The following is a 23677-nucleotide window of genomic DNA, read 5'->3' as shown; positions in this document are numbered from 1 at the left end:
GCTATGCCAAAAGTAACTTCACTAGGACACGTCGGGTTGTTTTGTAATGATATCGGAGTAATGCGTGATTTTTATGAAAATACACTTGGAATGACTGTTACTGATTATAGTAATGAAAGGCAGATGGTCTTTTTGTCGTCTAATCCAGAGTTAGAACACCACGAGCTTTTCTTAACTGCAGGGCGAAATACTGATGCAGAAGCGAAAATTATCCAGCAAATTTCATTCCATGTTGATAGCTTAGAGGAAGTGAGGCAGTTTCATGAAAGATTTATTGCGGATGAAGTAACAATTGATTCAATTGTTACTCACGGAAACACCGCAAGTATTTATTTTCGTGACCCTGAATTAAATAGACTTGAAATTTACTATAGCCTTAAAGATGCGACCGGGAATCCAGTGTCATGGCCTCAACCATTCCGAGTCGCATTGGACATCAAACAAAATGATGCCCAGATTCTTAAACAAATCCAAGACGTAACTTCGAAAAACAATAAATAAACCTGTATAACTGGAGAATAGAGTGACAATTGATCAGACAGTAATTGGCGTAGGAATCATTGGCTTGGGCGGTGCTGCAGTTGCTATGATCCCAAGATTTGCAATAAATCCGAAATTCGAAATACGAGGCGCTGCAGACTTAGACCCTGAGATATTAAGTCGTTTTCAAGAAGATTTTCCAAACGCAATGGTAACTACCGATGCTGAAAAATTATGTAGCCAGCCCGGCATTAATTTAGTGTATATTGCCACGCCAAATCACCTGCATACAACTCATTGTGAGCTTGCGATGTCATTTGGAAAGCATGTTCTTATTGAGAAGCCAATGACAGTAGATGTTGAAGAAGGACTATCCCTAGTAGCTTCTGCCGAAAAGCACGGAGTACTTTTAGGAGTGAACGTAAAGCATAGCTTTGAACCAAGAATTCTTAGAATTCGAGAAATGGTTTGCACTGGAGAATTAGGCCAATTGCGAATGATCAATCACTGGAGATACCAAGATTGGTTATACAGACCTCGCTCTGGTGAAGAATTAACGCCTGGTCCTGGCGGAGGTATTCTCTGGAGGCAGGGACCGCACCAATTCGACATAATCAGAACCATTGGGGGCGGATTAGTTCGTAGCGTGCGAGGTACGGCAGCGACTTGGGACCCTGAAAGGCGGGTACCCGGTGCGCACGCAGCATATGTGGATTTTGAGAACGGAGTTTTTGCGACAGCTGTTTATAGTGGTTACGACCATTGGGACTCACGTGAATTGGTTCATGGTGTTGGCAAAGAAGGTATTTTCCCAAACCCAGAAAAGCATGCAGCTGCACGTAAGGAGCTTGCATCATCAAATGGAGCCGATTGGGAAGAATTGGCTGCACGAGCAGAACGGTATGGACTTGATCGCTCAGGCGATATGTTTGAAGAACCCGGTCCTTCATCAGCGGGCTGGATTTTGGGCGGCCCATTTGTTGCCAGTTTTGACCATGGTGACGTGAGAATGACTCCTGAAGGTCTAGTAGTGTATGGAGATAAAGAAAGAGTTGAAATACCTCTGATTACGTACGAAGACGGTAGAGATGGCAGGATAAATACTTTCTATGACGCAATAACGACAGACAGACCTCTACCTGCAGATGGTTCTTGGGGTAATGCGACATTAGAATTATTACTGGCAGTAGAAAACTCAGGTATTCAACGTAAAGAAATTTTCCTAGAACACCAAACTGCCACGGTAGATTAAAGGAGTAGAGAATGTTACTTATTAATAATGCTGAAGTAGAAAAACTTTTACCTATGATTGATTGTATAGATGCTCAGGATAGAGCATTTCGCGGATTACCAACTGGGGACTCAGTTCATAGGCCGAGGATTGATTTGTACATGCCTGCGGAACGAACAGACGGTTATTACCGATGGGGCACAATGGAAGGGGCAAGTAAAGAACTTGGTGTCTTTGCAATCCGAATGAAATCAGACATCCTCTTTTGGCCTACCGATGAACATGGATACTGGAAAGAAGATAAATACTCTGTAGAGCCTGGATTATATTGTGGTTTGATATTCTTATTTAGTACAAAAAATGGAGAGCCATTGGCGATAATTAACGACGGCATTTTGCAGCATATGCGTGTTGGCGGTGGAGCTGGATTGGGAGTGAGGTACCTTTCCCGACCAGATTCTCAAACAGTTGGAATGTTGGGATCAGGTGGTATGGCACGTACTTACCTTGAGGCTTTTGCCGCAGTACGGGATATAAGGCAGGTGAAAGTATTCAGTCCAACGGAGGCGAACCGTGAGCTTTACGCTGAAGAGATGTCTGCGAAATTAGAGCTAGAAGTAAGAGCTGTCGATACCCCCGAAGCTGCAGTAGAGGGAGTTGATATTGTGGCGGCTTGCACAAACGCTATGGAACCTGCGTTAAAGGGCGCATGGCTGCAGTCAGGGCAGCATGTTACTGATGTTAGAGGCGAATTAGATGAAGAAGTTTTTTCGCGCGCGGACATTATCGTAAAGCAAGGCGTTGCTCATTCCCGCCCTCGTAATGAAGACCCAAGACATATGGGAGAAGGTTACAACAACGGGGATTATATTGGGGGTACTGAAGAAGAAAAAAAACGATTACCTCAACGCCATGCTGGTTCACGAGTGGGAGCAGGTGGTGACGATAGCACCCCTACCTTCAATGATCTAGCTAGTGGAAATATTCAAAGAACTTCACCTGAAGATATAACTCTGTACCTCAACAGTGGAAATCAGGGATTACAATTTGCTGCTGTTGGTGGAATGGTATACGAAAAAGCTCGGCAGCAAGGACTCGGACGAGAATTACCTACTGAGTGGTTTCTACAAGATATACGAGATTAATACGATAATAATAAGAAGGGGCGCACAAGCGCCCCTTCTTATTATTCATTCTAGAAGCCACCAACGTCCGCAGCGCCTGGAGGGGGTGCGTAATCAGTGTAGGCCCATTCAGGCATAGTGCTTTCCAATCCTTCTAGGCCAATCATTCTTTCAAACTCTGTTCTGATAGCAGGATCTTGGTCTGGGAAGGCAATGGCATTACCTCCATCTCGAGTATCTTGCGCTCCACCATCTCTGGCATCAGAGCCCGGGGCTTTTCCTGGCTTTATTCCAGGTCCGTAAGGCCCATCAAAAATAAGGAAACGGATTCCTCCTGGTGATGTCCCAAAGTGCTGATGAAACCAGTCGCCTGTCATCGGTGCTGCACTAATCATACCTACAGGTTCGTAGTCTTGCCTTCTAACTTCGTCACCATGTCCACTTTCGAATGGGTGCTCACCAAGCTGACTAGGCCATGTCACGCTATAACCTTTTCCTTTAATGCATACAAGTATCGCACCTGAAGAATGTTTGTGTGCTTTTGAATACTGACCAGTTTCATACTGCCCAATTTTCATATACATGTTTGCGCCAGCCATATGAGGCTCTACACGTCGATAACTGAATGACCTTCTGTTATCACGAGGTAAATGACAATTGACGATATCAGGTATTACGTTAGTTCTGCGCATCGCAAGACCTCTGACAGGGTCAGCGAAAACATCATCTACAGGTTTGAAGTAGTCATCTTCTGCATCAAATAAATTTTTGAATTCATAAGGATTATTGAATATGAACTCAGGATCTCGAATAAGATTTACTATGTTAGGTGCAGTGGTACCACATAGTAGTAATGCTGGACTGGAAGTAGCGTTCACTATACGGTGAGTAGCATTCAAAGGAATGCCAAAAAGAGAGCCTGCGCTCCATTCAAATGTTTGCTTTTTAGTGCTACTTTCGTGCCAAACTTCTGTTGAACCCCTACCCTCTGCAACGTATACAATCTTGTCATACATATGCTTCTCAGGATGAAGAGCGCCTCCTGCAGGAACTTCTATAACATACATTCCCCATAGATGCTCAGTACCCAGTAACTGTATAGCTACGCCATTCCCTCCAAGCCTTTTCACCGGCTTGAGAGGTAAATCTTGGATTCTTCTAACTCCGATATCACGATGTATTTCAAATCCTTGGGCTTCCATAAATAAATCATAAGGAGATTTTGGCGTTTTCCAAAAGCCAAAACCTGCTTTATTCATACCTTCTGGCTCTTGCCAGTTTGCTAAATCAGCATTTCTCGTTACCATTTGCCCTCCTATGGGCTATTTCTTTGATCAGAGTCTAGAAGATGATTCTTACTTGGGTCAATTGCTGAAAATGTTGCGAGCACTTCAGCAGCGACATACAATCGCATTATAACGGATGATGTGGACAACGACATTGCTCCACACAACCAAAAAGAGTACATAAATTAGTACACATAGGGGGGGCTAAATGACTACGAAGCAGTCTATAGACTTAGAGAGAATAATTGACGGTGATGGGCATATTATGGAGGATATCGATGCCATTGTTGCTTACATGCCGGAAGAGTACAAAGGGAAAAGCTTTGGCGATAGAGGTGCTCGCAATCCGTTTCCTCCTATAGATCATTTGCACTCAGCTAACCGTCATATTACGCCGCCAGGGGCGTTTGCTAATGTCGGCCCTGATGGCTGGATAGAATTTCTGGATGAAGTCGGAGTTGATTCTACCGTTTTATACACAACTGGCGGTTTAGGATTTGGAAAAATTGTCAGCAGGGACTGGGCCACTGAACTTGCACGGGCATATAACAATTGGGTATACGACACGTATGTATCCAGAGGTGATAGGTTTCAAGCTATGGGCTTACTCCCTCTACAAGAGCCTGCAGCAGCAGTAGAAGAACTTCGACGTATGGTCAAAGATCTTGGCTTCGTGGGAGCAATGCTTCCTTCTACAGGAGCACAGCAACCCCACTTAGGAGACAGTAAATTCTGGCCTCTCTATGAAGAAGCAGAAAAATTAGGCTGCGCATTAGGTATTCATGGGGGCGCGCACGAAGGCTTATTGATGGACGATATGAGCCCATATGCACCCATTAATGCTCTTGGGCATCCAATGAGCCAAATGGTGGCGTTCGCAGGGATCATTTTTAACGGAGTATTTGATAAATACCCAGGTGTAAAAATTGGCTTTATGGAAGCAGGCGCAGCTTGGCTTCTTACTTGCATGGAGCGCTTTAATGGTTCATGGGCGTCCCATATTCAATATGATCCTCGAGGTAGATTTTTAAATATTCGCAAAGGCGAACAGGTTTCTGACTATATCTGTAGGCATATAGACGAAGACAGGATATTTATTGGCGTTGAAGGTGATGAGCTAGCACTTCCAGAAACAGTTAGGATCACTGGCAACAAACCTTATTTATTTTCTTCTGATTATCCCCATGAAGTAGACGCAGATACTTGCAAGGCAGAAATAAATGAATTACGTGAAAACACAGAGCTTTCAGCTGAAGATAAAGAAGCCATTATGTATCGCAACGCTGGGCGGTTTTACCAGCTAGCAACGAATTAAGGAGCTAAATGATGACTACCGAGAATATTGAAAGAGTTATTGATGGGGATGGTCATTTGGTTGAAGACCATCAGGCTATTTGGGATCGAATGCCTGATGAATACAAAGACAGAAGTTTTGTAACGACCAGAGGTCCTTTTCCTCCAAACGACCATTTACATGCAGCCAATAAGCATTTCTTACCTGAAGGAGCATTTGCCCAGGTTGGTAGAGAAGGATGGGTCGATTTTTTACAAGATGTCGGAGTTGATAAAACTGTTCTTTACACATCGAATGGACTGGCTTTTGGTAGGGTTGTAAGTCGGGATTGGGCCATAGAACTTGCACGTGCGTACAACAATTGGGTCTACGATGAATACGTAAGTAAAGATTCAAGGTTCCAAGCTGCGGGGCTTATTCCATTGCAAGAACCTGCAGAGGCTGTCATTGAACTTAGAAGGATCGTTGAAGAATTGGGTTTCACTGGAGCCATGTTGCCAGGTACCGGTGCATTGCAATTGCAAAACCATCTTGGTGACCCCAAATACTGGCCTATCTACGAAGAGGCTGACAGGTTAGGTTGCGCAATAGGAATTCATGGCGGCGTTCATGACCACATGGGTCTTGATGATATGAGCCCGTATGCTGCGGTAAACGCATTGGGTCATCCCTTCGGGCAAATGGTGAACTTTGCCGGTATTGTCTTCAATGGAGTATTGGATAAGTATCCGAATGCCAGATTTGGTTTCCTTGAGGCAGGTGCAGCATGGTTTGTTGGTTGCCTAGAAAGGTTTCAGCGTTCATGGGACAGCCATATTCAATATGACCCTGAGCGCCGATTTCTGCAAATGAATAAAGGCGAATCTGTTACCGATTACATTTTACGGAATGTAGACGAAGACAGGATTTTTGTAGGAGTGGAAGGTGATGAACTGACGCTTCCTTTTGCTGTAAAAGTAGCAGGGAATAAACCATTTTTATTTTCTTCTGACTTTCCGCATGAAGTGAATCATCAAACATGCAAAGAAGAAATTAGTGAGCTTCGAGATAATCCTGACCTTACTTCTTCTGATAAGGCCGCGATTTTGTATAGAAACGCCGAGCGTTTCTATCGACTAGGTTAGGGAATTATGGCAGATGAAACGACAAGGATTTTAAACGGAGTTTCCAATCTCGTTAATCACTGTGTTTCAGTCCAAAAAGGCGAAAATGTTCTATTAATCAATGAGCGAGGGACTATGGATTCCTCGCTCATTGATTTAATTGAAGAAGCAATTACAAATGCAGGAGGAAAGCCAATCTCCTTATGGACAGAGCCTATTAATTCAGAAAAGCAACTACAATCTAGGGAGTTTTCTGAAATTTTAGCAGCCGACAAATTAATACTTAATGGTGCTTTCAATCGAGTATTACTACTTAATTATTTAACAGATAATAATCATGCATCTTTGACACGCGTAAACAATCGAATTCGCACTCCTGAAGCAATTGCAACAGCGCATTCACTTTTTGATTGGCGCCTTGTTATGGCATTGGCAGGGAAGATAGAAGAAATTACGCAAACTGCACAAACTTATAGAATAACAACTCCGCAAGGCACAGATATTGCTGGTCGCGTTGCTTCTGCAAGCGAAGTTGCTGACGCGTTTTTTGTTCAAGATGCTGAACTTAGTAGAACTGAGCGTGTGTTTCCCGGAGAAGTATATGCACCAGTAGGAAGCGCCGATGCAGCGGGAGTAATTGCCTTTGACCATCCTGGAATGGCTGATAGGAATGCCTTCCAAAGCCCGATGTTTTTATCAGTTATGGACAATCGGCTACAGCGAATAGATTGGGATGAAGAAAGCACTAGATCTAACCAACGCGACGATCCTTCTGGTAATACGATATGGACTAAAAAACAACTTCAATCATTGCTAAATCGAAATGTAGATCAATATGGTTTTGAGAATTCGTACCAAATTGACTCATTTCATGGAGGGTTCCATCCGAAGGCCGAAAAAAAACCTGGCCAGCAGAGCAATTCTGATGTTATGCATTTCCATATAGGCAGGATTCCGTCCTCTTTATCAGCCTACATTTCAAATCAATCAATTGCACTTGATGGAGTCCCTTTCTGGGAAGACGGCACTGCATGTTTGCTTGAAGAGCCAGATATAAAACTAATGGCAAAAGAATACGGAGAAAATCTTTAATGAGTAACCTTAGCTTAAGCATGGCTCTCGATCATTACGAGCGCCACATACCATGGATTGAAGGAACTGCGGGAATGAAAGGTATTGATCTCAACTTACTCATTATTGGGCAAGAAGGTATCGGCGGTAGGAGGCATGAAAGAATGCTCGCAAATCAAGAATTTGATATTTGCGAATTGTCCCTAGGATCATATGTTATGGCTAAAGCTCGAGGAGTTTCCCTTACTGCAATCCCCATATTCCCTCGTAGATTATTCAGTCAGTCTCAGATGTATATCAATACGCAGCTTGGAATCAAAGAACCAAAAGATTTGATCGGGAAAAAAGTTGCACTACGTTCTTTTCAAACTACATTATCAGTACTCGCAAAAGGTGATCTTGCAACCGAATACGGAGTGCCGTTAGATCAGGTTCATTGGGTGACTACTGCTGATGAACCGGTCGATTTTGAGCCCCCCGCTAATGTGACAGTGGAACGGATGGAGAGAGGTAAAACATTAGGCGAAGAATTGGTACAAGGGGAAGTATCTGCGTACTTATCACCTAGGCCGCCCAAGCCATATTTAGAGCAAGCGCAGGAAGTTGGACGATTATTTTCGGACCCCCGAAAAGAAGAAATCAATTATTACAAGCGAAACGGGTTTTATCCAATTATGCATATAATTGCGCTTAAAACGGAAGTATTAGATAGACATCCTTGGATTGCGTTAAGCGTAATGGAAGGATTCCAAAATGCTCAGAAAATATGGACTAGGTACATGGATGATCCAAATTGGAGTAGATTGACATGGGGTCGTCATTACCTAGAAGAGGAGCGTAATGTGTTTGGAGGGGATCCTTGGGCTATTGGAGTTGAGGCTAATCGGCCGAACTTAGAGCGATTTATTTCATATGAATACGAACAAGGCCTGATCCCTAATAAAATGAGTGTTGATGATTTATTTTTTGAAACGACTTTGAAAAGCTAAAGGTTCATGAGCATAACGTACACTGAAGAACAACTAATTGAAGAAATTCGGTCGGTATTTCAAAACTCTTTAGATCCTCGCGAGCAAGCTCACTTGATTGCGCAGATTGTTGAGAAAGGCTTTGATGCAGGCTGGCCACTTAATAGCGACAAGTTCGGTGAGGAAAACGGGACGTATGAAATATATAAGGACGAAGAATTAGGCCATCCTGATGCAGGATTCATGATACTTGCATATCGGCAACCAGCAGCAAAAAAGACTGTGCCGTCGCCTCATGACCATGGAGCCTGCTTTGTGGTATATGGAGTACAGCAAGGCTCAAATACACAGACCCGCTACGCTTACCGCTACTCAGATGACCGTAGTGAAATGCCTTCCTTGCAAACTACTCAAACAATTGAACAGCTTCCTGGTAATGCCCACTATTTCCTACCCGGCGAAATACACAGTACACAGGGCTCAAGCGAAACTGAGACCATCTATGTGCGGATTACAAGCATGGATTTAACTAATATTATTCGACATCGGTATGACGTTAAAAGTGGACGTAGTAGATCTTTTTCTGCTCATGATGCGCGAACTACGAGGAAATAATGGCGATTACAGTAGCAGTAGGTAACCGATTAGAAACTAGACACTTAATTAGTGGTAAAGTTCAGGTTGAAAATTTTGATGTAGAAATAATTGACGCTGGCCCCGCACCTGCCCCGATTTTCCCTGCAATGGTTACGACCCGCCCGTATGATGTGGGCGAATTGACACTAGGGAATTTCATCATTGCAAAAGATAGTGGAGTAAAGCTATTTGGGCTTCCCATTTTCCCTAATCTTTTTTTCCCTTTGACAGGTGTAACGGTAAATAAAAAATCTGGTATCGAGACACCTAAAGACCTCGAAGGTAAAAGAATAGGAGTTCCTTTAGGCTTTTCTTCAAATCCTGCAGTCTGGCTAAGGTCAGTACTTGCTTCTGAGTATGACGTAAACTTGGAAAAAATAACTTGGGTCGAAGGTGAAAATGATTCCCTAGCAGGGGTTTCCTATTTAAAGCCACCTGCGTTCCTTCGCGAAAAAACCATTGATTTAGAGCAGAAGCTAATTGAAGGGAAAATTGATGCCTTAGTTGTAGCAGGGGGCAATGCGACTCTTGATGACTCAGTAAAATTTTTGGTGGAAGACCCTTACCCTTTGATCAAGCAATACAATGCAAAAAAGAATAGATTTCCTATAAATACACTGATAGTGATAAAGGAAGAATCTCACCAATTGAATCCCGGATTAGCTGAAGCTGTTTGTCGTGCCATGGATAGCGCAACTGAGATATATATGACTGAAGAGCCTGATGAGGCTATTCACCAGGGACTTGAAGTAGGAATACTCAGAAAATTAGGACTATTCCCAAGGAATCAAGGCTTAGATATTCACGGTTCTTCAGTCCAAGAACTCGTAGATTCTTTATATAGGACGGGTTCGATTCATAAGAATTGGGCTCTAGAAGATCTTTTTGTCTAAATTTTAAGTTTGCCCGGGATCTCGCTCCGATGGGAATAGAGCCAATAATCCGCCATCTACATTAATGTTTTCACCAGTTACGTATGCAGACATTGGAGAGGCTAGGTAAAGTACTGCTTGAGCTTGGTCTGAAGGATCGCCCCACCTTCCCAGTGGTATATTTTTAGGTTTTGCAGCTCTCGGAGCAGTTGATCCCCCAGGGGTTGTACCACGTGAGTCGCCTGTCTGAGTAGGTGTGATTGAGTTGACCCTAATACCATAAGGCGCAAGCTGGACAGCCATGGTCCGAGTCATTTGCAAAACGGCACCCTTTGACGCTGAGTAACTAATAAATCCTGCTTTACCCCGATGCCCTGTGGTCGAGGCTGTGTTCACTATTGCACCTCCTTCGCCTTGATCAACCATTCTTCGTGCTGCTTGCTGACTGCAGAGCATAGTACCGTCCATAATTACGGATTGTACCCATTTCCATTTTTCATATTCCACGTCTAGGATTCCTGCCTCATTATTTACTGCAGCATTATTTACTAGAATATCTACTCTGCCGAATGCTTTATCGGCAGCGAGGAAGACGTCGCCTACTCCTACGGGTGTAGAGATATCTGCACTAATGCTAATAGCTTCCCCTCCAGCTTCCTTAATAGAGGCCGCAGCTACTGCAGCTCGATCATCTAGAAAATCTACGCAGACGACTTTAGCTCCATGCTGTGCTAAGGTCCGCGCAATTTCTCCTCCGATGTTGGGCCCGCTTCCAGTGACTACAGCTACTTTGCCTTCCAGCATTCCATCCTCCTCAGCGCTCAATCTCGCCTTTTATTTCCTGCCAAGCTAATCGAGCTTCATCGACACTGCCTTCATCTTCAATTGTTGTGATGTCGCCTGGATCTGTATTTAACGTTACAGCTTTTAGTACTCGACGCATTATTTTCCCAGACCTAGTTTTTGGGAGCATTTTGACAAAATTCACCTCTCCTATGACAGCAAAAGGCCCTAATTCTGTTCTTACCGTTTCAATAAGGGCTTTTCGAAGGTTGTCACTGGCTTTGCGCCCTTCTTTGAGTACGATAAAGCTGGATATGACCTCACCACGTAGATCATCAGGACGCCCAGTTACTCCTGCTTCGGCAACGTCATCGTGCCTCAGGAAAGCTGATTCTACTTCGATAGTCCCTATCCTATGCGCTGCTATTTTAATGACTTCGTCGGCGCGCCCGGAAAACCAGACGTAACCATCTTCATCTAATTCGGCCAAGTCTCCAGTAAAATACACTCCATGAATTCGCTCCCAATAGTCAGTCCCGTACCTGGCTGGTTCGCCCCAAAGAGTAGGAGTCAAATTAGGGAACGGGTGCTTTAAAACAAGAATCCCTTTCTCTCCAGGCTCACATAATTGCCCTTCTGGTGTCATTACCGCAAGGTCCATTCCCGGGAGTGGAATGCCGGCTGATCCTGGCTTTTGAGGGAGCATACTTATACCGTAAGGATTTCCGATAACTGGTGCCCCAGTTTCAGTTTGCCACCAGTTATCAATAACAGGTATGCGATCCTCGAGTACTCTTTTTTGCAGCCATTCCCATGCGGGAGGATTTAATACTTCCCCAGCACAGACAATTCTCTTTAACGCAGATATATCGAAACCTTTTGCAGGCTCTTCACCAAATTTCATTAATAATCGGACTGCAGTTGGGGATGTAAAGATTCCCGTGAGGCTGAATTCCTCTGATAACTTCCAGAAAACATCTGGCCCCGGGTGATCCAATGCCCCCTCATATACAATGGATGTAGCACCGAATAATAGCGGGCCATAAACTATGTAACTATGCCCAACGGCCCATCCCAAATCCGACGTTGCCCACCAGATATCATCATGATTTAGCCCGAAGCACCATTTGCCTTGGCTATAAACTCCTACAGGGTAGCCTCCGTGTGTATGTACTGCTAATTTAGGAGTTGCAGTCGTTCCTGAAGTAGCGAGGATATACGCAGGATCGTTGGCTTCCATTGGTTCGTAATTACCGCTATGCCCCTCCCCTAGAAGGAGAAAGTCTTGCCACGAGATATCTATACCTTCACGCATGGGTGTTTCTGCATGCCGTTTAAGTACTACTTGGCGTTCAACGGAATCGCATCCCAAGTCAATTGCATCGTCGACAATGCTTTTTAGTTGTACTTCAGATCCCTTGCGGTAAGCAATATCTGCACTGAATACGGCTTTTGACCCGCTTGCTTTAATTCGATCAGCAAGAGCTGGTGCACCAAAACCTGCAAAAACTACCGAATGAATAGCTCCAATCCGAACTGTAGCCAGCATGAGTATCACTGTCTCAAGAGTATTTGGCATGTATATAGTAAGCCTATCGCCTTTGCCAATACCAAGGCCTCTAAGCGCAGCTGCAGCTTTTTCAACGGCACGCTTTAATTGGGCATAAGTGATTTGCTCTCTCTGGCCTAGTTCATTTGCGTAAATAAAAGCCGTGTGACCACCCCGTCCTTGATTAATATGGTGATCAATGCACATATAGGAAAGATTTGTTTTTGCGCCTATAAACCAATTGAACGTTGGGTAGTCGTACTCGAATACTTGATCCCAAGTCTTGAGCCAAGGCAATTCTCTAGCAGCTTGATCCCAGAAAGATTCAGGGTTCTCGGTTCCTTCTTTTAATTTATTTTTTATTACAGGATTGATTACTTCCATCTTTATCCTTTCTACTTAGGCAATTTATAAAAACGCCGTGCATTGTCACCAAGAATTGCACGCTTGGCCTCATCATCTAGCAAGTTACTTTGTAATGTTTCCTCAACTTCATGCATGGCACTTGGGTAATCAACTTCATGTGGGTAGTCTGATGAATAGGCAAAAGGGATTGCCCCGACGCGCTCTACTAGATAAGGCAAGCTTGGGTCATTACCTTCGCAGCCTATCATTATGCGACCTTCTTGAAGATAACGAAGTATTGGCCAATCATGGAAAACACCGAATGCTTCTTGGTTTCGTTCCATACGATCAAGTAACAGAACGAGCCAGGCGCACCCGCCCTCCAAGAACGCTACTCTTAGGTTAGGGAATTGCTCGAATACACCATTGTAGATCATTGAGGTGCAAGCAATTATGAGCGCGAGAGGATGATGCAAGGTTTGGGAAGATCCAGGAACCATAAAGGTGTCGAGACCAAGTCCAGAATTCGAAGCACCGTGGAACGCTAAAACACAATCTAACTCTTCAGCTGCCTTATATATGGGCCAATGCAGAGGGTGGCCCAAGTCGGATTTCATAGGAAGCCCGGCTGCGGGAATCATACTCCCGATAAGTCCTAATTCTTTCACTGCTCTTCGCAGCTCAGCTGCTCCTGCTTCAGGTTCTTGCATAGGAATTAGTGCCACCGGATGGAGCCTTGAGTCAACCTTGGCATATTTTTCTGCAACATAATCGTTGAAGGCTCTTGAGAGGGACGTTACGTACTCAATATCTCGAATAACCCCATGCGAAAGCCCCAGCGATGGGTATAGAACAGTGTGGTTCATTCCGCTTTTGTTTAGTAGCCCTTGCCAATCTTCAGCCGAACCGGGGCGGGCTTCACTGGCGTGTTGCCTGTTTTTTTTATTATTGGCTTCGAGTCGTGTGTTGTTGTGGACATGTACTCCATCAAGAGATGGCCATACAGTCGCCCTGATCGATTTCCTGTCGAGAGCAACATTTTTCACGGATGCGTCACCAAATTCAGCAAGCTCTGCAATGGATTCGATTATATGCCCATCAGAATCTACGAGATCTATGTCTTTGAATTCCATATTGTCCTCCAAACCGGATGTTATGCGCGTAAAGTGTTTACCGCAACGTTTGACGACCATGATGGATCTGTCTAGACTCACTTTTCGTAAAGGAGTATTCAATGACTGAAAAATGCTTAGCTGCGGTTTTTGTGGGCGCAGAGTTGCCTTTAGAAATTCAAGAATTCTCACTTCCAGAAGTGGGATCACAGAATATTTTAGTCAAAATGAATATGGCGGCGGTCTGCGGGACAGATGCGCATAACTGGTACAACCCGAAAGCCCCTAACCCAATTATTTGGGGTCACGAAAATATAGGCGAAGTAGCAGCAATGGGATCCGATGTAGTAACAGATATTTTGGGAGAGAAGCTTCACGAAGGAGATCGAATCCTTTTCCATTCAGCTCCATGCGGTCATTGCTTCAATTGTCTTATGGGGTTGAGATGCACAAATAATATCCACTATGGAAACTCACATGTGGATCCTTCATCGGGCACTATGCTTAGAGGCGGTTTCGGGCAATATTTGCTTTTGGATCCAAATCCTGCCGTGATCAGGGTACCTGATGAAATGACGACAGAGCGCGCGTTGATGTCAGTCATAGGTAATCACACAACGATGAGTGGTCTAAGAAAAATCAACGGACCTGACCCAGGAGACACAGTCGTAATACAAGGATCTGGCCCCATCGGAATGGGCGCACTTATCCAGTCTAGAATTAGAGGTGCTGCCCATGTAATTATGATTGGTAGTCCTTCACATCGACTAGATTTGGCTAAAGAACTTGGCGCGGACGAGACCATTGATTTGGCAGATTACCCAACTCCTGACTCAAGGATAGAGAAAATAAAAAAAATTACTGGGCGTGGTCCAGATATGGTAATTGAAGCTTCAGGAGCTAAAACCTCGGTACATGAGGGCTTGCAAATGGTTCGTTACGGGGGTAAATACCTAGTTATTGGGCTGATATTGCCATTAAGTGTAGAAATGGATCCATCTGCAATTGCATCAAAGGATCTTATTGTAGCTGGAGTGGTTGGGTCTAAAGTTGAAAATATAATTCGCTCAATGAGGCTTATGCAATCACGTATTGACGTACCTATTGAAAAAATGATTACGCATCAATATCCATTAGCAAGCGTAAATGAGGCGTTGCAATCTCATGTTGATCTATCCGCCATGGTTCCAGTAGTGAATCACTCTCTTAGTTAAATCTGTGCTATCAGACGGTTAACTGGGATAGGCACAGAGCCTAAGGCCTTAGCTGATGATTCGATTACGGAACCGAAATCAGATGGCTCCATTCGTGCTACAAATTTTCCTTTCATTGAAGAAAGTGCACGGCGAGCGCGCTCTTCTGAAACATTAAAAGTAGATTCAACGAATTCAAGAACTTCTTCACGGCCTTCATCAATCCATTCACTTATCATTTTGTGAGAGGCGATCATTGCCTCTACTGTACTGAATTTTTCCTTCAATATTTTCTCTGTAGTAACTAGGCCATGAATCAAAGTATTTGGGTACTGCTCGCACAATTCCACTAAAGTGTGATATCCCATTTCCTCTAAAACTTCTTGTTCTAAGGTACGGGCTATAACCGCATCCTCTATTGGGGCTGGTCCATTTTTTTTCCAGCCCTGATGGGCTCTTTCATAGACTAACTCAACATCTACTTCTGGGTTTAGCCCGTTTTCACTAATATATTTTCTGACCATTACGTCTGGCTCACTTCCGGGTTGCGCTGCTTGAATTTTTTTCCCACGCAAATTTTTGACAGATTTTATATCCGAGCGGGCCATAAACCAGTGAGGAGCATTTTGGTGTACCAATAAAGCTACCCTAACAGGGGAATTTTTCGTCATGATTGCCCGGGTTGCAGCTCCAATTGAAACCACAAAATCTAGCTTCTCGTCTAGAAGTAATTCAATACTCTCATTTCCCGCTACAAGGTCAAACTCAGCTTTGATTCCGTGGGATTCATAAATTTTGATTTGGTCTCCTAGAAGAAAATCTAGCATATTAATCGTGCGGTTTATGATTCCAATTTTTACTGTATTCAAGAAGAAGTCTCTCCTTTTTGTATACTTGGGGCTGCAAATTCTTGCATTCGCAGCTGGGCAGCTTTCCTTAACTCAAAATCGATTTCTTTTGCTCCGCCAAGTGACTCTGCATAAAATATTATCTCTGCAGATTCCTCCATTACGTTATTGGCTGAGACCGCGTCATTAATTGTCTTTCCAAATGTTAAGACACCATGATTTGCAAGAAGGAGACCTTTAGTAACCATCGGGTCATCAAGAATTGTGGAGATACTGTCAATCGATTCTTGCGAGCCCCTGGGCCCATACTGCGCGACTGGGATACTGCTATCAAACCCAAAACGAACCATGGCCTCATAAGCTACTGGAATAACTTTACTAGCTACTGCGAAAGCAGTCGCAAAGCGTGAGTGTGTATGCAAGACACTGCCTGTAGAGGGGCGAGATTGATAGATAATGCCATGCATTGGAATTATCTCCGCGCTAGTCGGCGCGACAGAACCATCAATTAATTGATTATTAAAATCGAATAGGCCAATTTGCTCTTCCGAAATTTGGGATAAATTGCTAACCGAAGTGAGCAAGAAAGTGTCGGTGCCTGGGACTCTAACTGACATGTTCCCATGATTACTTTTCGTTAAAATGCCCGAATTTACTAAGCCTAAAGATGCTTTTACTATTTGATTACGTAGTTCATTTAAGTTAGACATAAAACCTTTCTACATACTTGGGCGGAATTTACCCCACACTTCAGAAAGTGCATTGGTGATTTGACCAACGGTTGCGTATTCAACCGCACCTAAAAGTGACTCAAATACATTACCGTCCGACATAGCAACTTTTTGTAAATTTCTCAATGAAACCGCTGCATTAGTTTGATTGTCGGCTTTGAAATTTTTGGTACGTTTTATTTGATGTCGTTTTTGTTTCATTGGAATATTAACAAGCTGCCCACGCGGTCTCAGTGAGGATGAGTTGGAAAGGTAATTCACGCCAATGATTTTGCGCTCTCCCTCTCGCATCGCTTTGCGCTCTCTTTGGACTTCTTCTTGAATAGCGGTTCGGAAATATTCATTTTCGATAGCGGGTATTACTCCGCCCTGCATATTTATTTCAGTGAAAATTTGATGAACCGCGCTCTCAACCGCATCTTCCAAATATGATAGTCCATAGGATCCTTGATTCAGATTTTCAATATAACCAAAATCGCCACTTTCAACCAAAGGTATCTGCTGGCTTCCCATTGCCAGTAAAGCATCATCTTCTTCAGGTGTGGTGTAAGTTTCTTTGTAAGAATTTGTGTGCAATGAATTAGTGTTGTTGTGAAGTGCATGTTCAGCTTGCAGTGCGACTCGAGTCAGATTGTGAAGAGGTTCGGTATCTTGTAATGAACGCCCCGATGTTTGGCTGTGAAATTTTAGAGCAGCCCCATTTCCTTCAACTCCATAATATTTTTTGAGAGCTACAGCCCAAATACGCCTGGCCACCCTGCCAAGAACATTGAATTCTAGCTCTGAACCAGAGGTAAAGAAGAATGAGAACTTCTTGGTAAACTCTTCGACTGACAATCCTCTAGATTTAAATACCTCAATGTAAGTTAATCCATTAGCTAGAGTGAATGCCAATTCTTGAATTGGATTTGCACCAGCTTCACCTATATGGTAGCCCGATATCGAAATTGGATACCACGAAGGTACATTAGGCATCATGAATTCCACCATGTCGCCAATAAGGCGTAAGGACGGTTCAAGAGGGAATTGAGCTTCATTTTGGGCTTGTAGCTCTTTAAATATATCTGTTTGAATAGTCCCTCTTAATTTTGACCAATCAAAACCACGGCGCTTTGCCGCAGCGAGGTACATAGCCATTATCGTCGGCGCTGGTCCATTCATTGTGAGAGATACAGAAGTGCTCTCTAGGTCAAACCCGTCGTAGAGGCGGAGCATATCGTCTATAGTATCGACAGCGACTCCACCTTCTCCAACTTTTGCAGCGGCTCCGGGTTCATCAGAATCGAGGCCGTATAGAGTCAAAGAATCAAATGCGGTAGAGAGGCGTGGAGAACCATGCCCTTTTGCGAGTAAATGGAATCTTTGATTCGTCGTTTCAGGTAACCCTAAACCTGCAAACATTCTTATAGGGTCTTCATCTTTTCTTCTGAATTGATAAGCTCCTTCTGTGTAAGGGAAAGAACCTGGAACATTTTGCCGACTTACATATCGAACAATTTCATTGAGACTCGAATTCTTATGAGGTATTCCAATTACGGGCACCCATATGCCAGTAGTAGTCTTTCTGGCGACTGGGATCTCACCATTGTCGACTTCTCTATATGCAATACCATTCTCAATTCTGCAGCCAGACAAATCTCCATTAAATCCATATTTGTCCCAAATTTGATCGAATTGCGCTTGAATTCCATCAAGCTCAGATTGACCAAGATTTTCATAATCTTCATAGTACTTGCGATGAGTATCAACGATTGAACCCAAGTAGGAACGACGGTTAAATGGAATTTGCTCGACGAATTGAGATGCAGGTAATTCTATAGGATTAGAACCTAATTCCGACCGTTGCGCGATTTCTGTAAAAAGCTCATTTACTCCTGGATCACCAAAGTGCTTTGCTTCAGTTAAGAAGAATTTTTGACCCGACGTAATGAACTGCTGTACGCGCCTTGCACGGGCTTCGGATTGAGGGTAATCCCTTTTATTCATCACTACGATTTCACTTGAAGATAGGAGAGCTTCTTTTTCAAGCTGGATATCAGTTCCGTACTCTGGCGTCATACAAAAGATAGAAGAATCTACAATAGGTGCAACGCCTAACTCGTTTTGACCAAGACCCACAGATTCGACGAGTATTAATTGGTATCCATTTTCTCGTATTTTGGTGATCAGCGGTGCTAGTTTTCCACTAGTGCTTTCCCCAGGTCGTACTGAAACGGACCGCATAAACACCCTTGGATTATAGCAGTGAATCATTCTCAATCGATCGCCGAGAGTAGGGTCCGCAGTTAATATTGCGATGGATCCCTCAGTAGAAATTAGGAACCTTAAAATAAGCTCGTCGATAAGTGTACTCTTGCCCGCACCGCCTCTACCACCAATACCCCATACCAACGGAGGTATGGACGCATTCTTTGGGTAAGTGGTACTCAATTCCTCGGCTTCAATTAATGTAAGGGTTTGTGCCAGTATTCGAGATGGTGATCCATTGGGTGATGGTTCCTTATAGGAATGAGTGGAAGCAATGGAGATCATGTCTCGAATTGCATCTGTCAAATCTAATGGAGGGCGATAGACCTTAGTAATACCAATTTTCTTGAGAGGCTCAATTTCTTTTTCAAGGATAGTGCCTCCTCCCCCCACAAAAATAGGAATATCGTTGATTCCTTGTCTTTTGAGCTCTTGAACAAGTTCTTTCAAGAAAGCCACATGACCGCCGTTATAAGTGCTGATGGCGATAGCTGTAGCGTCTTCTTCAGAAGCAGCTTTTGCTATTTGATAAGGAGTTTTGTTGAAGCCAATATAAACGGCTTGTGCTCCCTCCAACCGAAGAATCCTGGTAATTGCAGCAGCAGCAACATCGTGCCCATCGCATATGGGTGTAGCTATAATGAAACGGAGAGGTCTATTCATGCCATGATTATAGCCCTAAGTAATGAGATGCTCTATGAGAACGGAATCAATTCGAATCCCCATAAAATTGAAAAGGCCTTTGAGTATTCTGATTGTCCTTCTCTTGTTGTTGGGAATTTTTGGCCTAAGCTGTGCGAATAATTCAGGCACGGATTCAATTACAATTTCTCCTACTCTGCCGACTTTGACTCCTCCCATTACCTCGCCCTTGAACATCACGCCCACAGCTAGTCCCACGGCGTTGCCAGCACCTACGCCCACAGCTTTGCCAAAACCTACTGCTACAGCTTTGCCAACACCTACTGCTACAGCTTTGCCAACCCCCACTCCTACAGCTTTGCCAACCCCCACTCCTGCGCTTTCGAATTCGATAAAAACTGAATTGAAGCCATTGAAAGACACTACTATTTACTCGGAGAGCTCAAAAGTCTCTAACGGAGGTGGTCAATTTATTTTCGCAGGTAATAATAATCAAAGTGACTCACGTAGAGCGTTAATCATGTTCGATATACCAAGCAGCATTAATTCCAAGTCACAGGTGGTGAATGTCGAACTATCATTGGAAATGGACAGAGCCCGTGAAGGCGCTTTTCAAGTAGCTCTATATAAATTAACTAATGAATGGTCTGAGGGCAGTTCACAAGGCGCACAGGGAGAAGGAGCTGGAGGAACAATTCAAGGGCTGGATGCAACATGGAAGAATCGTATCCACCCTGGGCATGCTTGGATTAAACGCGGGGGTGATTTTGAAATTGAGCCCTCTGCAGTCTCTATGGTGAAGGGCCCGGGTTCATATACTTGGTCAGGGCCTAGGTTGAATGAAGATGTGCAGAATTGGATAAATGGTACACATCGCAATTATGGTTGGATCTTAATTGGTGATGAATCTGAATCCATTACGGCTAAACGGTTTTCTAGTAGGACCGGACCTTCCGCTCCTGTATTGGAGATAGAATACATATTCAACTAAGCTGTACCAGTTGCTGGGAGAATAGGATTTATGCGCCAGAATTCTAAAAAACCTTGGTGGAAAGACCCTTCATTTTTGACGATGGTTTTCTTACTGACGCTAGTTACAAGCTTGGTACTACTAGTACACGGTATTTCTGGGGTGATTGAAGGCGGTATCACTACCTTTGAATTATTTGGAACTGCTGCTCCGGCACTAACATTGGGTTTTATTCTGGCCGGACTACTTACGATTTTGTTCCCTCCAGCGACTGTTGGTCGATGGATGGGAGATGAAGCTTCGGTCAAAGGCTTTCTCATTGGTGCTGCTGCTGGAGCACTTTCCCCGGGAGGTCCTTACGTTATGTACCCTATAGCTGCAGCGTTGATGCACGGAGGAGCTGGAATCGGTTCTATAGCTGCCTTCACAGCTGCAAGGAATATGTTTACGGTAAATCGATTTTTGGTATATGAAGTTCCATTTCTTGGAATACCACTTGCACTCGCAAGGACATTTGCCACCATTTGGTTAGTCTTAGTGTCTGTGGTGTTAGTTCCAATTGTTTTTAGAATGATGCCACGGAGTGCACAGGAGTCAGCAAGAGCAAAAATCGGTAAATCTGAGACGTCTGACTCATGAGTACCTATTTACTTGCTGTTTTAGTTCTTTTAGCTTCAGTATTTGTATTGCAAAGGCATGGATTTTCTGGGATTCGAGAAGGCGTTATAACAAGCGCATTACTGCTTAAGACAGTTGGCAAAATGCTGATCCTTGGTATGGCGCTTTCTGCAATGACCCAGGTAATCCTTCCTGAAGAAATAATTACGAAATGGATGGGGAACGAATCGGGACTTACAGGGATATTAATCGGGACGGTTGTCGGCGTATTGATACCAGGCGGTCCCTACGTGGTGATCCCGTTGGCAGGATCAGTTTTTTTGTCCGGTGCAGGAGTTGGTCCAGTAGCGGCTTTTATTACGGCTTGGAATACAATTCCAATTACAAGAACTGTAATGTGGGAATGGCCCTTTCTTGGCGGAGCTTTTACATGGAGTCGAATGATTGTTAACTTGCCATTTCCTTTTGTCGCGGGGTTTTTATCGCCACCAATATTCAACTTAATAAAATAATATATTTTATGTAATGTTAGCTCTTATCAATAAGTCTATAGACTATTTATACTGAACTCTAAAATATTTTGTCACTGGCCTTAAAATGCTTTCAATTAGGTCATTTCGCTGGCTTGGAAGACCTGATGCAAGCACAACGGCTGCGCTCGAACCTATAGTTGTAGTAGCAAGAATAGTGATTTGCCCATTGGAGGAAATTTCAGTAATACCCCATGAATATAAATCTGTTTTTATTTCCCCAAGATCAGTGTTACTTGCTGCAACCCCAAAGGACTCAACAAGCGTAGGAAGCAAGTCTTCTGCCGTCGTACCCGGTACTATTTGTTGAGCCAGGCCAACAAGCCCTAAGGATGTTCTAGAGAAAAACCCTGGCGCTTGATTATCCCATCCTTCAGGCTTAATACTTTCGATTCCTGAAATGGGGTCACTATATGCTTGAAAGCCTGTTTTTTTCAGAGGTGTAACCCAATCAATATTGCCGATGCCATTCGCACATTCAGTATCCAACCTGTCGGGTCTAACAGGACTCTTTAAGAATTCTGTAGCTATGAATAGGGCACAGGCACTGGAGAAAAGGACCCCGTGGCTTGCTCCTGGGATGATTACAAAAGACGAATTACTCAAATTACCAGCAACTGTTTCACCGTCAGAGGGCGGTGTAATTGGGTCGAATTCTCCTGTAAGGATTAAAGAAGGAATACTGCTTACTACGGGTTGGTTTTCCTTCCAGGCGGAAGAAGAAGCATCCCAAAATTCACAGATACTTATGTGCTCTTTGGCGTAAAGGTCTTGGCTGTCAAAAAGTTTCCTAAAAAATTCACTTTCCCGCGAGCTTTCTCTTAAAAATGCTAAATTTGTAAAGCTTATTTCATCAGGGCATTGTACAGAATAATATTGTCCCAGACTTGTATATTGCATAGTTGAAAGGTCGTTTGAGAGCAATATATTTGCAGCCTCAACGTTCCCAGCGGAAACATTAGATATTACCTCTGGAAGCCAGGGGATTAACTCAGATTGATACATGCTCTGAAATAGAACCGATACGAATCGATTCCCGGTCATGAGGGTGGGTATGTTCTCCGCAGCAAACCCATTATTTGATGTTGCATCAGCTTTAATCATCACAGCATTGCCTGGCATGGGATATTCATCGAGCTGAGATACTGCTCGATACAGCTTCGTTTCTAAGTGTGGGTAATTTTCATGACATTCCGTATCAGAAATACATCGGTCTATCAGTAGTCTGAATGCCCTATCTGCATGCTGCGGAACGGACGCATAGATATCTTGCTCTAAACCATACGATGAATCTAATACAACTTTACCGATACTTTCAGGGAACTCCCGCATTATTGTCTGTGCGAGCCTAGTTCCGTATGAAACTCCTAATAGATCCCATACTTCGTACCCCAATGCGTTCCTTATGCTATTTGCATCACGTGCACTCGAAAGAGTATTGAAATGAGAAAAATTTATACCTTCTTCAACTAATCTATCGTGGCATTTGCGCAACGCGCTCATGAATGAAGCTTGTTGATCTTCTATAGATTGCTTGATATTCAGCGAGGAAATGGTGTCATCTATTACTTCAGGGCAATTTAATGATGGTTTTGAAGTACCTACTCCTCGTTGGTCAAAAAACACCAAATCTCTCGTAGAAGCAAGTGAAGAGAATACTGAGTTAAAGATGAAAGGTATGGTTTCTAATGAATGTGAACCTGGTCCTCCATGCAAATAGGCAAGCGGGTTCTCCTTTGAAGTAGGATTTTCTGCGTAGAAAATAGCTATGGAGATATCAATTTTAAGGCCGTCAGGCTCACCGTAATCGAGAGGGACCTGGAGGTACCCGCATTGGTATTTTCGGCGCGTTTGTATTGAAAAATTACAATCCTTAAGGGTGAAATTTTCCTCAAAAATACTTGCTGGAGTAGGAGTAGATATTGGCGTAGGGGTGATTTCAATTTGAACTGGAGCCACTTCGGATGCGTTTTCTTGGGAACACGCTACTAGGCCAATGGACATTAGTATAAGAATCAAAAAAAGAATTCGCATATTGTCTGTT

General features: G+C 43.6%; 22 protein-coding genes. 13 read left to right on the top strand and 9 right to left on the bottom strand.

Translation table 11 applies throughout. From position 1 onward, the window contains the following. The first annotated feature begins 3 nt into the window (after positions 1–3). Genes MK127_02845 through MK127_02835 form a run of 3 tightly spaced genes read left to right on the top strand, consistent with a single transcriptional unit; the run spans position 4 to position 2856 of the window. Positions 4–501, top strand: a complete 498-nt coding sequence (locus MK127_02845) for a VOC family protein (GenBank protein ID MCH2531736.1) — start codon at positions 4–6, stop codon at positions 499–501. Positions 502–523: 22 nt separating this feature from the next. Then, positions 524–1732 carry a Gfo/Idh/MocA family oxidoreductase gene (locus MK127_02840; GenBank protein MCH2531735.1) on the top strand — a complete coding sequence of 403 codons (1209 nt, stop codon included), beginning with the start codon at positions 524–526 and terminating at the stop codon, positions 1730–1732. A gap of 11 nt (positions 1733–1743) precedes the next feature. Then, positions 1744–2856 carry an ornithine cyclodeaminase family protein gene (locus MK127_02835; GenBank protein ID MCH2531734.1) on the top strand — a complete coding sequence of 371 codons (1113 nt, stop codon included), beginning with the start codon at positions 1744–1746 and terminating at the stop codon, positions 2854–2856. A gap of 50 nt (positions 2857–2906) precedes the next feature. On the opposite strand, the gene MK127_02830 is transcribed toward MK127_02835, so the two are convergent. Further along, entirely contained in the window at positions 2907–4142 is a 1236-nt protein-coding gene (locus tag MK127_02830) for a cupin (protein ID MCH2531733.1), read from the bottom strand. A gap of 187 nt (positions 4143–4329) precedes the next feature. Between MK127_02830 and MK127_02825 the strand changes: the two genes are divergently transcribed. The 6 genes from MK127_02825 to MK127_02800 are packed head-to-tail and all read left to right on the top strand — an operon-like array spanning position 4330 to position 10086. Further along, the gene (locus MK127_02825) at positions 4330–5436 is read left to right on the top strand and encodes an amidohydrolase (protein ID MCH2531732.1); all 1107 of its coding nucleotides are present in this window, start codon (positions 4330–4332) and stop codon (positions 5434–5436) included. A gap of 11 nt (positions 5437–5447) precedes the next feature. Then, the gene (locus MK127_02820) at positions 5448–6539 is read left to right on the top strand and encodes an amidohydrolase (GenBank protein MCH2531731.1); all 1092 of its coding nucleotides are present in this window, start codon (positions 5448–5450) and stop codon (positions 6537–6539) included. 6 nt (positions 6540–6545) lie between these two features. Continuing rightward, complete coding sequence (locus MK127_02815) at positions 6546–7610, top strand: hypothetical protein (protein MCH2531730.1); 1065 nt, start codon at positions 6546–6548, stop codon at positions 7608–7610. Further along, positions 7610–8578 (top strand): 4,5-dihydroxyphthalate decarboxylase, encoded by a 969-nt coding sequence (locus tag MK127_02810; protein MCH2531729.1) that lies wholly within the window; start codon positions 7610–7612, stop codon positions 8576–8578. Before MK127_02815 ends, MK127_02810 begins: the two co-directional genes overlap by 1 nt. A 6-nt stretch (positions 8579–8584) precedes the next feature. Continuing rightward, complete coding sequence (locus tag MK127_02805; GenBank protein ID MCH2531728.1) at positions 8585–9172, top strand: hypothetical protein; 588 nt, start codon at positions 8585–8587, stop codon at positions 9170–9172. Continuing rightward, positions 9172–10086 (top strand): ABC transporter substrate-binding protein, encoded by a 915-nt coding sequence (locus MK127_02800; protein ID MCH2531727.1) that lies wholly within the window; start codon positions 9172–9174, stop codon positions 10084–10086. The genes MK127_02805 and MK127_02800 overlap by 1 nt, the downstream gene beginning before the upstream one ends. A 3-nt stretch (positions 10087–10089) precedes the next feature. Here MK127_02800 and MK127_02795 read toward each other — a convergent pair whose 3' ends face one another. The 3 genes from MK127_02795 to MK127_02785 are packed head-to-tail and all read right to left on the bottom strand — an operon-like array spanning position 10090 to position 13875. Then, positions 10090–10869 (bottom strand): glucose 1-dehydrogenase, encoded by a 780-nt coding sequence (locus MK127_02795; protein ID MCH2531726.1) that lies wholly within the window; start codon positions 10867–10869, stop codon positions 10090–10092. Between the two features lie 10 nt (positions 10870–10879). Next, positions 10880–12781 (bottom strand): acetate--CoA ligase, encoded by a 1902-nt coding sequence (locus MK127_02790; GenBank protein MCH2531725.1) that lies wholly within the window; start codon positions 12779–12781, stop codon positions 10880–10882. Positions 12782–12792: 11 nt separating this feature from the next. Further along, the gene (locus MK127_02785) at positions 12793–13875 is read right to left on the bottom strand and encodes an amidohydrolase (GenBank protein ID MCH2531724.1); all 1083 of its coding nucleotides are present in this window, start codon (positions 13873–13875) and stop codon (positions 12793–12795) included. 101 nt (positions 13876–13976) lie between these two features. On the opposite strand from MK127_02785, the gene MK127_02780 reads away from it, so the two are divergent. Beyond that, complete coding sequence (locus MK127_02780) at positions 13977–15068, top strand: zinc-binding dehydrogenase (GenBank protein ID MCH2531723.1); 1092 nt, start codon at positions 13977–13979, stop codon at positions 15066–15068. Here the strand turns inward: MK127_02780 and MK127_02775 are convergent. Genes MK127_02775 through MK127_02760 form a run of 4 tightly spaced genes read right to left on the bottom strand, consistent with a single transcriptional unit; the run spans position 15065 to position 19938 of the window. Beyond that, on the bottom strand, positions 15065–15916 hold the full coding sequence (locus MK127_02775) for an ABC transporter substrate-binding protein (GenBank protein MCH2531722.1): 852 nt from the start codon (positions 15914–15916) through the stop codon (positions 15065–15067). The genes MK127_02780 and MK127_02775 overlap by 4 nt on opposite strands. After that, positions 15913–16605 (bottom strand): class II aldolase/adducin family protein, encoded by a 693-nt coding sequence (locus MK127_02770; GenBank protein MCH2531721.1) that lies wholly within the window; start codon positions 16603–16605, stop codon positions 15913–15915. Before MK127_02770 ends, MK127_02775 begins: the two co-directional genes overlap by 4 nt. Positions 16606–16614: 9 nt before the next feature. Then, positions 16615–19536, bottom strand: a complete 2922-nt coding sequence (locus MK127_02765; protein ID MCH2531720.1) for a methylmalonyl-CoA mutase family protein — start codon at positions 19534–19536, stop codon at positions 16615–16617. Between the two features lie 15 nt (positions 19537–19551). Further along, positions 19552–19938: a hypothetical protein gene (locus MK127_02760; GenBank protein ID MCH2531719.1), complete on the bottom strand. Its 387-nt coding sequence runs from the start codon at positions 19936–19938 to the stop codon at positions 19552–19554. On the opposite strand from MK127_02760, the gene MK127_02755 reads away from it, so the two are divergent. Genes MK127_02755 through MK127_02745 form a run of 3 tightly spaced genes read left to right on the top strand, consistent with a single transcriptional unit; the run spans position 19928 to position 21615 of the window. Beyond that, complete coding sequence (locus tag MK127_02755) at positions 19928–20506, top strand: DNRLRE domain-containing protein (GenBank protein MCH2531718.1); 579 nt, start codon at positions 19928–19930, stop codon at positions 20504–20506. The genes MK127_02760 and MK127_02755 overlap by 11 nt on opposite strands. Positions 20507–20536: 30 nt before the next feature. Next, positions 20537–21124: a permease gene (locus tag MK127_02750; protein MCH2531717.1), complete on the top strand. Its 588-nt coding sequence runs from the start codon at positions 20537–20539 to the stop codon at positions 21122–21124. Beyond that, positions 21121–21615 (top strand): permease, encoded by a 495-nt coding sequence (locus tag MK127_02745; GenBank protein ID MCH2531716.1) that lies wholly within the window; start codon positions 21121–21123, stop codon positions 21613–21615. The genes MK127_02750 and MK127_02745 overlap by 4 nt, the downstream gene beginning before the upstream one ends. A gap of 42 nt (positions 21616–21657) precedes the next feature. On the opposite strand, the gene MK127_02740 is transcribed toward MK127_02745, so the two are convergent. Beyond that, the gene (locus MK127_02740; protein MCH2531715.1) at positions 21658–23667 is read right to left on the bottom strand and encodes an alpha/beta hydrolase; all 2010 of its coding nucleotides are present in this window, start codon (positions 23665–23667) and stop codon (positions 21658–21660) included. Positions 23668–23677 lie beyond the last annotated feature (10 nt).

This window comes from Dehalococcoidia bacterium (genome assembly GCA_022449765.1).
GTDB lineage: Bacteria > Chloroflexota > Dehalococcoidia > Lucifugimonadales > Australimonadaceae > UBA2963.
This window is presented reverse-complemented; position numbering and strand designations above follow the sequence as displayed.

Excerpts from the sequence above, each read along its gene's own strand:
- MK127_02845 (MCH2531736.1), top strand. The coding sequence starts at position 4 with ATGCCAAAAGTAACTTCACTAGGACACGTCGGGTTGTTTTGTAATGAT.
- MK127_02835 (MCH2531734.1), top strand. The coding sequence starts at position 1,744 with ATGTTACTTATTAATAATGCTGAAGTAGAAAAACTTTTACCTATGATT.
- MK127_02830 (MCH2531733.1), bottom strand. The coding sequence starts at position 4,142 with ATGGTAACGAGAAATGCTGATTTAGCAAACTGGCAAGAGCCAGAAGGT.
- MK127_02825 (MCH2531732.1), top strand. The coding sequence starts at position 4,330 with ATGACTACGAAGCAGTCTATAGACTTAGAGAGAATAATTGACGGTGAT.
- MK127_02820 (MCH2531731.1), top strand. The coding sequence starts at position 5,448 with ATGACTACCGAGAATATTGAAAGAGTTATTGATGGGGATGGTCATTTG.
- MK127_02815 (MCH2531730.1), top strand. The coding sequence starts at position 6,546 with ATGGCAGATGAAACGACAAGGATTTTAAACGGAGTTTCCAATCTCGTT.
- MK127_02810 (MCH2531729.1), top strand. The coding sequence starts at position 7,610 with ATGAGTAACCTTAGCTTAAGCATGGCTCTCGATCATTACGAGCGCCAC.
- MK127_02805 (MCH2531728.1), top strand. The coding sequence starts at position 8,585 with ATGAGCATAACGTACACTGAAGAACAACTAATTGAAGAAATTCGGTCG.
- MK127_02800 (MCH2531727.1), top strand. The coding sequence starts at position 9,172 with ATGGCGATTACAGTAGCAGTAGGTAACCGATTAGAAACTAGACACTTA.
- MK127_02795 (MCH2531726.1), bottom strand. The coding sequence starts at position 10,869 with ATGCTGGAAGGCAAAGTAGCTGTAGTCACTGGAAGCGGGCCCAACATC.
- MK127_02790 (MCH2531725.1), bottom strand. The coding sequence starts at position 12,781 with ATGGAAGTAATCAATCCTGTAATAAAAAATAAATTAAAAGAAGGAACC.
- MK127_02785 (MCH2531724.1), bottom strand. The coding sequence starts at position 13,875 with ATGGAATTCAAAGACATAGATCTCGTAGATTCTGATGGGCATATAATC.
- MK127_02780 (MCH2531723.1), top strand. The coding sequence starts at position 13,977 with ATGACTGAAAAATGCTTAGCTGCGGTTTTTGTGGGCGCAGAGTTGCCT.
- MK127_02770 (MCH2531721.1), bottom strand. The coding sequence starts at position 16,605 with ATGTCTAACTTAAATGAACTACGTAATCAAATAGTAAAAGCATCTTTA.
- MK127_02765 (MCH2531720.1), bottom strand. The coding sequence starts at position 19,536 with ATGAATAGACCTCTCCGTTTCATTATAGCTACACCCATATGCGATGGG.
- MK127_02750 (MCH2531717.1), top strand. The coding sequence starts at position 20,537 with ATGCGCCAGAATTCTAAAAAACCTTGGTGGAAAGACCCTTCATTTTTG.
- MK127_02745 (MCH2531716.1), top strand. The coding sequence starts at position 21,121 with ATGAGTACCTATTTACTTGCTGTTTTAGTTCTTTTAGCTTCAGTATTT.
- MK127_02740 (MCH2531715.1), bottom strand. The coding sequence starts at position 23,667 with ATGCGAATTCTTTTTTTGATTCTTATACTAATGTCCATTGGCCTAGTA.